The sequence below is a fragment of the Serratia sp. JSRIV004 genome (assembly GCF_019968705.1).
GTDB classification, from domain to species: Bacteria; Pseudomonadota; Gammaproteobacteria; order Enterobacterales; family Enterobacteriaceae; genus Chania; species Chania fonticola_B.
In genome coordinates this window covers 5,229,474-5,241,771 of the sequence record NZ_CP074140.1, presented here as the reverse complement: position 1 = coordinate 5,241,771, position 12,298 = coordinate 5,229,474, and the positions used below count along the sequence as shown (strand labels likewise).

At 57.0% G+C, this 12,298-nt stretch carries 10 protein-coding genes and 1 riboswitch; of the genes, 6 read left to right on the top strand and 4 right to left on the bottom strand.

What is annotated here, in order from left to right; translation table 11 throughout:
• Positions 1-69: 69 nt before the first annotated feature.
• The 4 genes from KGP21_RS24870 (at position 70) to yjeH (ending at position 7,129) form a co-directional block, all read left to right on the top strand.
• A complete protein-coding gene (locus KGP21_RS24870) occupies positions 70-1,377 on the top strand; it encodes an inorganic triphosphatase (protein WP_161739836.1) in 1,308 nt (435 codons plus the stop codon).
• Between the two features lie 46 nt (positions 1,378-1,423).
• Positions 1,424-4,261 carry a bifunctional [glutamate--ammonia ligase]-adenylyl-L-tyrosine phosphorylase/[glutamate--ammonia-ligase] adenylyltransferase gene (gene glnE, locus KGP21_RS24865; protein WP_115159744.1) on the top strand — a complete coding sequence of 946 codons (2,838 nt, stop codon included), beginning with the start codon at positions 1,424-1,426 and terminating at the stop codon, positions 4,259-4,261.
• A 114-nt stretch (positions 4,262-4,375) separates the two neighbouring features.
• Entirely contained in the window at positions 4,376-5,806 is a 1,431-nt protein-coding gene (gene hldE, locus KGP21_RS24860) for a bifunctional D-glycero-beta-D-manno-heptose-7-phosphate kinase/D-glycero-beta-D-manno-heptose 1-phosphate adenylyltransferase HldE (RefSeq protein WP_021179499.1), read from the top strand.
• Positions 5,807-5,875: 69 nt separating this feature from the next.
• Positions 5,876-7,129, top strand: a complete 1,254-nt coding sequence (yjeH, locus tag KGP21_RS24855; protein ID WP_059201850.1) for an L-methionine/branched-chain amino acid transporter — start codon at positions 5,876-5,878, stop codon at positions 7,127-7,129.
• A gap of 30 nt (positions 7,130-7,159) precedes the next feature.
• On the opposite strand, the gene KGP21_RS24850 is transcribed toward yjeH, so the two are convergent.
• Entirely contained in the window at positions 7,160-7,435 is a 276-nt protein-coding gene (locus tag KGP21_RS24850) for an accessory factor UbiK family protein (RefSeq protein ID WP_021806869.1), read from the bottom strand.
• A 147-nt stretch (positions 7,436-7,582) separates the two neighbouring features.
• A riboswitch (FMN riboswitch) is annotated at positions 7,583-7,744 on the top strand.
• A 111-nt stretch (positions 7,745-7,855) separates the two neighbouring features.
• On the opposite strand from KGP21_RS24850, the gene ribB reads away from it, so the two are divergent.
• The gene (gene ribB, locus KGP21_RS24845; RefSeq protein WP_021179502.1) at positions 7,856-8,509 is read left to right on the top strand and encodes a 3,4-dihydroxy-2-butanone-4-phosphate synthase; all 654 of its coding nucleotides are present in this window, start codon (positions 7,856-7,858) and stop codon (positions 8,507-8,509) included.
• Between the two features lie 58 nt (positions 8,510-8,567).
• On the opposite strand, the gene zupT is transcribed toward ribB, so the two are convergent.
• Entirely contained in the window at positions 8,568-9,335 is a 768-nt protein-coding gene (zupT, locus tag KGP21_RS24840) for a zinc transporter ZupT (RefSeq protein ID WP_021806868.1), read from the bottom strand.
• Between the two features lie 208 nt (positions 9,336-9,543).
• On the opposite strand from zupT, the gene ygiD reads away from it, so the two are divergent.
• Positions 9,544-10,326, top strand: coding sequence for a 4,5-DOPA dioxygenase extradiol (gene ygiD / locus KGP21_RS24835; protein WP_059201847.1), 783 nt, complete (start codon positions 9,544-9,546; stop codon positions 10,324-10,326).
• A 57-nt stretch (positions 10,327-10,383) separates the two neighbouring features.
• Here ygiD and KGP21_RS24830 read toward each other — a convergent pair whose 3' ends face one another.
• Both KGP21_RS24830 and KGP21_RS24825 read right to left on the bottom strand, forming a co-directional pair.
• Positions 10,384-11,544, bottom strand: coding sequence for a glutathionylspermidine synthase family protein (locus tag KGP21_RS24830; RefSeq protein ID WP_021806865.1), 1,161 nt, complete (start codon positions 11,542-11,544; stop codon positions 10,384-10,386).
• Between the two features lie 3 nt (positions 11,545-11,547).
• The gene (locus tag KGP21_RS24825) at positions 11,548-12,207 is read right to left on the bottom strand and encodes a DUF1190 family protein (protein ID WP_209529833.1); all 660 of its coding nucleotides are present in this window, start codon (positions 12,205-12,207) and stop codon (positions 11,548-11,550) included.
• Between the last annotated feature and the right edge of the window lie 91 nt (positions 12,208-12,298).

The window sequence follows — 12,298 nt, the reverse complement described above, 5'->3', positions numbered from 1 at the left end:
AGTGCGGCCGGCAGACTCCGCCGCCGTGAAGACTCACGCGAATGCCTAACCTATTGGTGTAAAAGAACTATGAGCGTTGAAATAGAACTGAAGTTTATTGTTTCCCCCGCAGCGATTGCCAGCCTACCGGAGCGGATTGCCGCCTGGCCTAATCAGCATTCTGCGCCGCAGAAGCTGACCAATATCTACTATGAAACCGCCGACAACTTCCTGCGCAACCATGATATGGGCCTGCGTATTCGCGGTTTTGACGATAGCTATGAAATGACCATCAAAACCGCCGGTTCGGTTGTGGGGGGGCTGCACCAGCGGCCGGAATTTAACGTCGCCATCGCCAAACCCGCGCTGGCGCTGAAAAAATTCCCGGCGGATATCTGGCCGGAGGGCTGCAAGCTGGCCCCGTTGCAAAAGGCGTTGCAGCCGCTGTTCCGTACTGACTTTGTGCGTGAAAAGTGGGTGGTCACTTACGGCGCAAGCGAGATTGAGATTGGCCTCGACCAGGGTGAAGTGCGCGCGGGTGACCTCGCTGAACCGTTATGCGAGCTGGAACTGGAGCTGAAAAGCGGTGAGACTGCTGATTTGCTGGCATTGGCAGCCGCATTGGCGGAACAGGGTGGTTTACGCCAGGGTAGCCTCAGTAAAGCGGCTCGGGGCTATCATCTGGCGCAGGGCAATGCCGAACGTGAGTTACGCCCATTAAGCGTGATGAAGCCTGCACCTAAGTCCACGGTAGAACAAGGCATGGTTGCCGCTTTCGAGCTGGCGCTGAGCCATTGGCAGTATCACGAAGAGCTGTGGCTGCGTGGCGACAAGCAGGCACGCCGTGCGGTAATGGAAGCCATCGGTCTGATCCGCCAGGCGCTGGTGATCTTTGGCGGCTTGGTTCCGCGCAAGGCAAGCACCGATCTGCGCGCTCGGCTGACGGCTTTGGAGCCTTTGCTGGTGGATAAAACCACCCAGCCGCAGGAGCTGTGCTACGGCACGGAGTATCTGCAATGTAAGTTGGCACTCACATCGTGGTTGATCACCGGCGCATGGCGGCCGTTTATCGATGCCAAATCGCAGGCTAAGCTGGATGGTTCATTCAAGCGTTTTAGCGATATCATGCTGGGCCGTAGCGCCGCAGAGCTGAAAGAAGCCTTTACGCGCACCCTGAATGAAGATGAATATCAAGAGCAACTGCCACGCCTGACGCGCCAGGTGCTGGCGTTTATCCTGCTTTCTGGTGCCTATCCGGATAGCGAAACCGGGCCGTATATCGACAGTTGGCGCGAACTGCAATCAGCCATTGCCGAGCGTCGTCAGGGTTGGTACGAAGCCAGCCGCAAACAGGCATTATCCCATGCGCCATTCTGGTTAAACGGCGCGGTTCGTTAACTCCAGCGGGCCTGCCGGCTGCAGGCCATAGAACGGGTCATTCACTATGTTGCCACTCTCTGCTGCGTTACAGCTTCAGGCACAGAACATCGTGCAGCGATTTCAGGAAACTCAGGGCGCGGAGTTAATGCTCAGCGCCGCAGAACAAAGCGTTCTGGCGTCGAGTGATTTTGTCAGCGACATGTTGCTCGGCCATCCTGAATGGTTGGTAACGTTACGCCAGCAGCCGCCGGTGGCCGATGAGTGGCAGCACTATGCCGCCTGGTTGCAGGATGAGCTTGAAGAGGTGCAGGACGAAGCGCAGCTAATGCGCGTGCTGCGCCTGTTTCGCCGTGAGAGCCTGGTGCGTATTGCCTGGGCGCAGGCTCAGCAGCTATGTACCACGCAAGAAACGCTACAACAGCTGAGTGCTCTGGCAGAAACGCTGATCGTCAGCGCTCGTGACTGGCTCTATCAAACCTGTTGCCGCGAGTGGGGCACGCCTTGCAATGCCGATGGCGTGCCGCAGCCTTTGCTGATCCTGGGGATGGGCAAACTCGGCGGTGGTGAACTGAACTTCTCCTCTGATATCGATCTGATCTTTGCCTATCCGGAAAACGGCCACACCCAAGGCGGGCGGCGTGAGCTGGATAACGCCCAATTCTTTACCCGCCTGGGGCAACGGCTGATCAAAGCGTTGGATCAGCAAACCATCGACGGCTTTGTCTACCGCGTCGATATGCGTCTGCGGCCGTTTGGCGATAGCGGCCCGCTGGTGATGAGCTTTGCCGCGCTGGAAGATTATTATCAGGAGCAGGGGCGCGATTGGGAACGCTACGCGATGGTCAAGGCGCGCCTGATGGGGGGGCATGAAGATGCCTACAGCCAGGAGCTGCGTAAGACATTGCGGCCATTCGTGTTCCGTCGCTATATCGATTTCAGCGTGATCCAGTCGCTGCGTAATATGAAGGGCATGATTGCCCGCGAAGTGCGGCGGCGGGGGCTGAAGGACAACATCAAGCTGGGTGCCGGTGGCATCCGCGAAATCGAATTTATCACCCAGGTCTTCCAACTGATCCGTGGTGGGCGTGAGCCCAGTTTGCAGGGGCGATCACTGCTGCCGACGTTGCAGGCGGTGGGTGAACTGGGGTTGTTGACCGCGCAGCAGGTCGCAGAGCTGAGTGACGGCTATCTGTTCCTGCGGCGGCTGGAGAATCTGTTGCAGGCGATTGCCGACCAGCAGACCCAGACCCTGCCGCAGGACGAGCTGGATCAGGCGCGACTGGCCTGGGGAATGGACCAGCCGGACTGGCCGTCGTTGATGATGGTGCTGGACGAGCACATGCGCCAGGTCCGTACGGTATTTGATGACCTGATCGGCGACGATAGCCCAGACGTAGGCGAAGATCCCAACTACCAGCATTACCACAGCCTGTGGCAGGATGCGTTGGATGAGAGCGAGCTAGAGCCACTGACGCCCCATCTGGACGAAGAGGCGCGGCGGCAGATGCTGCGTTCCATCGCCGACTTCCGCCACGACGTGGACAAACGCACCATTGGCCCGCGTGGCCGTGACGTGCTGGATCAACTGATGCCACGCTTGCTGGCCGAAGTGTGTTCGCGCGTGGACGCGGCCACGGCTCTGACGCGCCTGACCCAGCTGTTGCTAAGCATCGTGACCCGCACCACCTACCTCGAGCTGCTGGTGGAATACCATGCCGCTCTCAGCCACCTGATCCGCCTTTGTGCCGCATCCCCGATGGTGGCCAGCCAACTGGCGCGTTACCCACTGTTGCTCGACGAGCTGTTGGATCCGGCCACGCTGTACCAACCGGTGGCTCCGGATGCCTATCGTAGCGAACTGCGCCAATACCGCCTGCGGGTGCCGGAAGACGATGAAGAACAGCAGTTGGAAGCGTTGCGGCAGTTCAAGCAGGCACAACACTTGCGCATTGCCGCTGCGGATATCGCCGAGGTGCTGCCGGTGATGAAAGTGAGCGATCACTTAACCTATCTGGCCGAGGCGATCATTGATGCGGTGGTGCAGCAGGCGTGGAAAGACATGGTCGCGCGCTACGGTCAGCCGACTCATCTACATGAGCGGGAGGGGTTAGGGTTCGCGGTGATCGGCTACGGTAAGCTGGGGGGCTGGGAACTGGGCTATAGCTCGGATCTAGACCTGGTGTTCCTGCTGGATTGTCCACCAGACGTCATGACGGATGGCGATCGCTGCATCGATGGCCGTCAGTTCTATCTGCGCCTGGCGCAGCGGGTGATGCATTTGTTCAGCACCCGCACCTCTTCCGGCATTCTCTATGAGGTGGATGCCCGTCTGCGTCCTTCCGGAGCTGCCGGGATGCTGGTCAGCACCGTCGAAGCCTTTGCCGATTATCAGCGTAACGAAGCCTGGACCTGGGAGCATCAGGCTCTGGTGCGGGCGCGCATCGTGTATGGCGATCCGGCGCTGCATCAGCAGTTCGATGCGATCCGCCGCGAAATTTTGTGCAAACCGCGTGAAGTGAACAAGCTGCAGCAGGAGGTGCGTGAAATGCGCGAGAAAATGCGCAACCATCTGGGCAGCAAACAGCGCGATCTGTTTGATATCAAAGCGGACGAAGGCGGGATCACCGATATCGAATTTATTGCCCAATACCTGGTCTTAGGTTATGCCGCGGGCGAACCGCGCCTGACGCGTTGGTCGGATAACGTGCGTATCTTTGAGCTGATGGCTAATTACGACATCATGCCGGAAGACGAGGCCCAGGCGTTGACCCAGGCTTATGTCACCATGCGTGATGAGATCCACCATCTGGCGTTACAGGAACACTCCAGCAAAGTCAGCAGCGAGCTGTTTGCTGCCGAGCGTGAGCAGGTGCGCGCCAGTTGGAGCAAATGGCTGGGCTGAGGGAGACGTATTGTTTGCCTAAGCATTGAGCTGGTAGGCAGTTTTTACGGGTATTGCGGGCTATTATGCTAATATCTGCCGAATTTATTTTTATGACTTGTTTGGAGTTATCGGATGAAAGTTACACTACCTGATTTTCGCCGCGCCGGTGTGTTGGTGGTTGGTGACGTCATGTTGGATCGCTATTGGTATGGGCCGACCAGCCGTATTTCACCGGAAGCGCCGGTGCCGGTGGTCAAGGTTGAAACCATCGAAGAGCGTCCCGGTGGTGCGGCTAACGTCGCGATGAACATCGCCTCGTTAGGGGCCAATTCGCGCCTGGTGGGCCTGACGGGGATCGACGACGCGGCGCGTGCGCTGAGCGCCAAGCTCAACGAAGTTAACGTGCGCTGTGACTTTGTCTCGGTCCCTACGCACCCAACTATCACCAAGCTGCGCGTACTTTCCCGTAACCAACAGCTGATCCGCCTGGACTTCGAGGAAGGTTTCTCCAACGTCGATCCGCAGCCGATCATGGAGCGTATCCAGCAGGCATTGCCGCAGATTGGCGCACTGGTACTGTCGGATTACGCCAAGGGCGCGCTGAGCAAGGTGCAAGGCATGATCGCATTGGCGCGTGCGGCGAAGGTTCCGGTACTGATCGACCCGAAAGGCACCGATTTTGAACGTTACCGCGGTGCCACGCTGCTGACCCCAAACCTGTCCGAATTTGAAGCCGTGGTCGGTCATTGTCAAAGTGAAGAAGAGCTGGTGACACGTGGGATGAAGCTGGTGGCGGACTTTGAACTGTCTGCACTGCTGATCACCCGTTCCGAGCAGGGGATGACGTTGCTGCAACCGGGCCGTGAGCCGTTGCATCTGCCAACCCAGGCGCAGGAAGTGTTCGACGTGACCGGTGCCGGTGATACGGTGATCGGTGTGCTGGCCACCGCCCTGGCGGCGGGTAATACTCTGGAAGAGTCCTGCTTCCTGGCTAACGCCGCCGCCGGTGTGGTGGTGGGTAAGTTGGGCACCTCGACCGTCTCGCCAGTCGAGCTGGAAAACGCCATTCGTGGCCGCGCCGAAACCGGCTTTGGTGTAATGACAGAAGCCGAGCTGAAAAAAGCGGTAGCGCAGGCGCGCCAACGCGGCGAGAAAGTGGTGATGACCAACGGCATCTTCGACATTCTGCACGCAGGCCATGTCTCGTACCTGGCGAATGCGCGCAAATTGGGCGATCGCCTGATCGTGGCGGTGAACAGCGATGCGTCAACCAAACGCCTGAAAGGGGAAACCCGCCCGGTTAACCTGTTGGAAAACCGTATGGTGGTGTTGGGCGCGCTGGGAGCCGTGGATTGGGTAGTGCCGTTTGAAGAAGATACGCCGCAACGCCTGATCGCCGAAGTTCTGCCAGATCTACTGGTGAAGGGCGGTGACTACCAGCCGCATGAGATTGCTGGCAGTGCTGAAGTCTGGGCCAACGGTGGCGATGTGCGGGTACTGAACTTTGAAGATGGGTTATCCACCACCAACATCATCAAGGCCATCAAGGATGGGCGCGGTTAATATTTTTTGACTGTAGGGGCGCTGAGCACTGCGCCCGAAAAAGACGACGGGTAAACAGGGTGGTTTGCAGTGAGTGGACTTAAGCAGGAGCTGAGTTTAGCGCAGGGCGTTGGGCTATTGTCCACTTCACTGCTGGGTACCGGGGTCTTTGCCGTTCCGGCATTGGCGGCGCAGGTGGCGGGGGGCGACAGCCTGTGGGCCTGGCCAATACTGATTGTGCTGGTATTCCCAATCGCCATCGCTTTTGCGGCGTTGGGCCGCCATTTCCCCAGCGCCGGTGGTGCCGCGCATTTTGTCGGCCTGGCTTTTGGGCCACGCATGGCAAAGGTAACCGCTTGGCTGTTCCTCTCTGTGATCCCCGTTGGCTTGCCTGCCGCATTACAAATCGCCGCAGGATTCTGGCAGGCCACCTTTGGTTGGGATGCCAACGGCCTGTTGCTGGTGCAAATTGTTACGCTGGTGGTGATTTGGCTGCTTGGCACACGCAGCGCCGGTTCCAGTGCCAATATTCAGACCTTGATTGCCCTTCTGGTGATAGCTCTGGTGGGGGCTATCTGGTGGCAAGGCGGCATTACCCCATCCCAAATCCCATGGCCTGCGGTCAGCGATATTTCTCCTCCTAATATGTTCCACGCGTTGGCGGTGATGTTCTGGTGCTTTGTTGGGCTGGAGGCTTTTGCTCATCTGGCGACCGAGTTTCGCCATCCAGAGCGGGACTTTCCGCGCGCGTTAATGCTCGGGCTGTTGGTGGCGGGGGCGGTCTATTGGGGCTGTACCGTAGCGGTGCTGCACTTCCATGCTTACGGCGAACATCAGGCGGCGGCCGCTTCGTTGCCGGGGATTGTGGTGCAACTGTTTGGCGAACATGCGCTGTGGATCGCCTGCATCATCGGCTATCTGGCCTGTTTTGCCAGCGTGAATATCTACACCCAGAGCTTTGCCCGCCTGGTCTGGTCACAGGCCCAGGAAAAGCCTGCTAGCGGCTTAGCCAAACTCTCTGCGGGTCAGGTGCCGGTCAATGCATTGAGCGCAGTGGTAGGTTGCTGCCTGCTGTTCACTTTGCTGATCTATACCCTGAAGCTGCCGCTGGATACGTTGCTGGTGTATGCCAATGGTATTTTTGTGCTGATTTATCTGCTGTGTATGTTGGCGGGTTGGCGGATCTTGCAGGGGCGTTCGCGGCTGATGGCGATCGTCGGATCCGCTTTGTGCTTGTTGTTACTAGTGATTATCGGCTGGAAAAGCCTGTATGCGCTGGCGATGTTGGTGCTGATTTGGCTGGTGCTGCCGCGTAAAACGCCGGCGGTGGTCTCCAAGCAATAAGGGCGCATTGATGCGCCCCTTACAATAAACTTATTCGTCTGCTGGCTTGGCTACCGGTGCGGTATCCAGCTTGCCTTCCAATTCAGTCAGGCGCTGTTCCAGCAATGCCAGCTTCTCGCGGGTGCGCAGCAGGACTTGAGTCTGCACGTCAAATTCTTCGCGGTTAACCAGATCCAGACGGGTCAACTGCGCTTGCAGTACCTGGCGGATTTTTTTCTCAACGTCTTCCCCGAATTCACGTACGCCTTTAGGCATCGACTCTTGGACCTGGCGTGCGATCTGTTCAATTTTTTTCGGGTCAATCATGGCGTTTCCCTTTCTGATATTTGGTGGCAGATGCCTAGTGTAATGCGAGTTGCTCGCCGGATAAACCATTACCGTGTTTGCTGCGCGATCCCTCATTACGCGACCGGATGGCTTGAAACACTAAAGCGATGGGGTTATAGTCGAGATGCTTATTCTCAGGGCGGGGTGCAAGTCCCCACCGGCGGTAAATCACCATTCACGGTGAAAGCCCGCGAGCGCTCAGCCTATCTCTCAGGAGTGGGTTAGAGGTCAGCAGATCCGGTGTAATTCCGGGGCCGACGGTTATAGTCCGGATGGGAGAGAGTAACGACACCTGTCGGGCGTATGCCCCGCTTGCGTTATTTTTTTGGCTATTGGCATAGCCACTCCTCAAGATCGCCCTGGTTCTGGTAATCCATAATTTTAATGAGGTTTTTTACCATGAATCAGACTCTACTTTCAGATTTCGGCACGCCGGAAGAACGCGTTGAACGCGCTCTTGATGCACTGCGCAACGGGCGCGGTGTGATGGTGCTTGATGATGAAAACCGTGAAAACGAAGGTGACATGATCTTCGCCGCAGAAACCATGACCGTTGAACAGATGGCGCTGACCATTCGCCACGGTAGCGGCATTGTTTGCCTGTGTATCACTGAAGATCGTCGCCAGCAGCTTGAGCTGCCGATGATGGTCACCAACAACTCCAGCCAGTTCCAGACTGCCTTTACCGTGACGATTGAAGCGGCGCAGGGCGTGACCACTGGCGTATCGGCTAGCGATCGCCTGACGACCATCCGTGCGGCCATTGCAGACGGTGCCAAGCCGAGCGATTTGAACCGCCCAGGCCACGTGTTCCCGCTGCGTGCTCAGCCTGGTGGCGTATTGAACCGCCGTGGCCACACCGAAGCGACCATCGATCTGGTCTCAATGGCCGGTTTCAAACCCGCTGGCGTGCTGTGCGAGCTGACTAACGATGACGGCAGCATGGCGCATGCGCCAGAAGTGATCACCTTTGCCAAGCAGCATGACATGGTGGTGCTGACTATCGAAGATCTGGTGGCCTATCGCCAGTCGCACGAAAAGAAAGCCAGCTGAGTCGCTGACTGAAATGAAAAAGCCGCTGATGAAGCGGCTTTTTTGTGCTTAAAATTCTTTATCCGATGCCGCCGCTTTGCAACAGCGTCAGGCTAAATCCCATCACCGCCATGCCGCACAGCACGCCATAGCTTGGATTATTGTGTGGATCGATCTCTTTGGCCAACGGCATTAATTCATCTACCGACAGCGCCACCATAATCCCGGCCACCGCAGCCATAATCGACGCCATCACCACCGGTGAAACCATCGGGCCGAGCACTAGGAAGGCCAGTACGCCCCCCAGAATTTCTGCCATGCCGGAAATACCAGACCACAGCAGCGCCTTGGTTTTGGAGCCGGTTGCCGCATACACCGGCCCGGCGACCGCCAATCCTTCTGGAATATTGTGGATGGCGACCGCGAGCGCAATGCCCATCCCCAGTTCCAGATCGGCGCTGGCGGTGACAAAGGTAGCAATCCCTTCCGGGAAGTTGTGCAGGCTGATGCCGAGCGTCAGCAGCATTGCGGTGCGTTTCAGGTTATGGGGCTTGATGGGCTTTTGCACCAGGTCTTGCGGATGCTGGTGTGGCAGCATGCGATCCAGCGCAAAGTAACCTAACAGCCCGAGCATAAACATGCCGTAGCCAAGCATGGGCGACATGCCGACGGTGTGCAGCGCAGCGGGCAGCATTTCCATCAATGAAATTAACAGCATAATCCCTGCGGCAAAGCCGAGCGCAAACGCCAGCAGGCGGTTGGAGGGCTTCTGGCCAATAATGCCGAGCAGGGCACCGACAAAGGTAGCGCCCCCGGCTAACAAGGTCAGGATCAGCGGTACAGACATGCATTCTCCTTGTATGCTAATGAAAATATACCCATTTCCGATACTAACAGAGCCAAGGTATAAATCGAGTGGATTTGGCTGATGGTTTCAATCGCTCCAGCCATTCAAATTTCTTGACGATCACCATCAGGGTTATCCGGCTGCCTTGGTTGGGTAAACAGCGTAATGTAGTCAGCAGAACACTTGTCACGCTAACCAAGGATATTTTATGACCACCTCTCGTATGCCTGCACTCTTTCTTGGCCACGGAAGCCCGATGAACGTGCTGGAAGATAACCGCTATACCCAGGCCTGGCGTGCGTTGGGTGAGCAATTGCCACGGCCAAAGGCGATCGTTGCTGTGTCTGCCCACTGGTACACTCGTGGGACGGCAGTGACGGCGATGGAACATCCAAAAACCATTCACGACTTTGGCGGCTTCCCGCAGGCGCTGTTTGATACGCAGTACCCGGCACCGGGTTCACCGGAGCTGGCGGCAGAGCTGCAAAGCCTGTTGGCCCCGGCGCAGGTGATGGCCGATACCAGTGAGTGGGGGTTGGATCACGGTAGCTGGGGCGTGCTGATCAAGATGTATCCGCAAGCCGATATCCCGGTGGTGCAGCTGAGCATCGATGGGACTCAGCCAGCGGAATACCATTTTGAGCTGGGCCGTAAGCTGGCGGCGCTGCGCGATCGGGGGATCATGATCGTGGCCAGCGGCAACGTGGTGCATAACCTGCGCATGGTGAAATGGCAGGGTGACACCAGCCCGTATCCTTGGGCGGAGTCATTCAACCAGTACGTACGTGATAACCTGGACTATCAGGGCGAACATCACCCGCTGGTGAATTTTATGCAGCATGAAGGCGCAGCGTTGTCGAACCCGACACCAGAGCATTATCTGCCGTTGCTGTATGTATTGGGCGGCTGGGATGGTAAAGAGCCGATTTCGGTGCCAATCGATGGGATTGAAATGGCCGCGTTGAGTATGCTTTCGGTGCAGGTTGGTTGAATAAAAAAGGCGCGAAAAATTCGCGCCTCTACGATCGAATAGGTTCGATCCTACGGATTAACCAAGAATAATATGCGGATAGAAGCGCGACAGATCCTGGGTGATCAACTCGCGATCTTCACGCAGGCCAATACCGCAAGGCTGATCGTTGACCAGCCAGCTGCCGATCAGCGTATAGCTGCCCTCAAACTGTGGCAACGGATGGAACTGCTGCACAATCATGCCTTCTTCACCATATGGCCCATCTACGCGCGCCACTTCCTGACCGTTCTGGACGATCTGGATGTTGGCACCCTCGCGTGAGAACAGCGGCTTGGTGACGTAATGATCCATCTGCGGGTGATCGTCCTCGGCAAAGTAGGCTGGCAGCAGGTTTGGATGATCCGGGAACATTTCCCACAACAGCGGCAGCAGAGCCTTGTTGGAGATAATGCTCTTCCAGGCTGGTTCCAGCCAGCGTACGCCAGCGTCTTCCAGCTTGGTGGAGAACATCTCGCGCAGCATAAATTCCCACGGATAGAGCTTGAACAGGTTGCCGATCACCTGATTTTGCAGATCGGTGAACTGGCCTTTCTCGCCAAGGCCAATCTCTTCCATATACAGGAATTCGGTCGGCAGGCCCGCTTCCAGCGCGCAATCTTGCAGATATTGCACCGTACCGCGATCTTCCTCGCTGTCTTGGCAGCAGGCCAGATGCAGCAGGCCAAAGCCGTGGTTGGCTTGCAGATCGGCGAAACGCTCAATCAGTTTTTCTTGCAGGCTGTTGTACTGGTCCGCGGCGGGATCCAGCTTGCCGGCATTGATCTGATCTTCCAGCCACAACCATTGGAAAAATGCTGCCTCATACAGTGAGGTTGGCGTATCGGCGTTATTTTCCAACAGTTTGGGCGGATTGATGCCGTCATAGGCCAGATCGAGGCGTGAATACAGCGAAGGCTGATTAGTGCGCCAGGAGCTGCGAACAAATTCCCAGGTGTGCTTGGGGATGCAGAATTTGGTCATCAGTTGATCGCTATTGACCACCTTATCTACCACCTTCAGGCACATCTGGTGCAGCTCGGCGGTGGCATCTTCAATCTCTTCGATCTGCGCCAATGTGAATTGGTAATAGGCATCTTCACACCAGTAAGGTTCGCCGTACATGGTGTGAAAGGCGAAACCAAATTCGGTGGCTTTTTCGCGCCAATCTGGGCGCTCGCTAATCGCAACGCGTTTCATGCATTAACCACCCATGCTGCGTGAGCTGCTGGAAGTGGCGCTGCTGCGCTGCATGCTGGTCTGTTTGGCCACGGATTCACCGAAGCCACCACGGGTAACGGTATTGGTCACCGCTGGTTTAGGTGCCATGGCGGTTTTAGGTACCGTCATGGAGCGGCCGCCTGCGGTTGCCGGGCCATAGCTTTTACCACTGGCGTCAACAAACTTGCCGTTTGCCGGGCTGGCGGCGTTTTTAGAGGTAAACAGCGGCTGTTGAGCGTAGCCCCCGCCACCCATCATGCGGCCCATCATGTAGCCCGCCATCAGCGGCATCCACATGCTGCCGCTGCTTTGTGATTCTGCGGCCATGCCAGCCTGTGCTGGAGCCTGAGTACATTGCGCTTCACCGAATTCGGCGACGCAGTCTTCACGAGTGGCGTATTTAGGCGCGGTTTTTTCCGCTTCCTTCAGCGCGTTGTTATACGCGGTGGTGCACTGCTCGCTCATCGATGGGTTGGAGGTTGAACAATCGTCGGCATTTTTATACAGGGAAACCGTCTCATCCGCCTGTTCGCAGCCGGCCAGCATAAACACTGCGCTGATCGCCAAAGCTACGGGAGCAACACGGTAGCTGCTCCAGGATTTGCGGAAGGTGTCTTTGTTGATGTTTTTGGTCCGTTTCATCGATATCTATCCCATCATGCGGGCTGTATTCGCCCTTGCCCAGTAGTGGTCGATAGGATAGGGGAAAGATGCTCAAAATTAAAGCTGAAAC

Bases quoted from the DNA above. Each gene is read 5' to 3' on its own strand.
- KGP21_RS24850 (WP_021806869.1), bottom strand. From the start codon at position 7,435: ATGATTGACCCGAAAAAAATTGAACAGATCGCACGCCAGGTCCAAGAG.
- KGP21_RS24870 (WP_161739836.1), top strand. From the start codon at position 70: ATGAGCGTTGAAATAGAACTGAAGTTTATTGTTTCCCCCGCAGCGATT.
- KGP21_RS24830 (WP_021806865.1), bottom strand. From the start codon at position 11,544: ATGAAACGCGTTGCGATTAGCGAGCGCCCAGATTGGCGCGAAAAAGCC.
- hldE (WP_021179499.1), top strand. From the start codon at position 4,376: ATGAAAGTTACACTACCTGATTTTCGCCGCGCCGGTGTGTTGGTGGTT.
- glnE (WP_115159744.1), top strand. From the start codon at position 1,424: ATGTTGCCACTCTCTGCTGCGTTACAGCTTCAGGCACAGAACATCGTG.
- zupT (WP_021806868.1), bottom strand. From the start codon at position 9,335: ATGTCTGTACCGCTGATCCTGACCTTGTTAGCCGGGGGCGCTACCTTT.
- KGP21_RS24825 (WP_209529833.1), bottom strand. From the start codon at position 12,207: ATGAAACGGACCAAAAACATCAACAAAGACACCTTCCGCAAATCCTGG.
- ygiD (WP_059201847.1), top strand. From the start codon at position 9,544: ATGACCACCTCTCGTATGCCTGCACTCTTTCTTGGCCACGGAAGCCCG.
- ribB (WP_021179502.1), top strand. From the start codon at position 7,856: ATGAATCAGACTCTACTTTCAGATTTCGGCACGCCGGAAGAACGCGTT.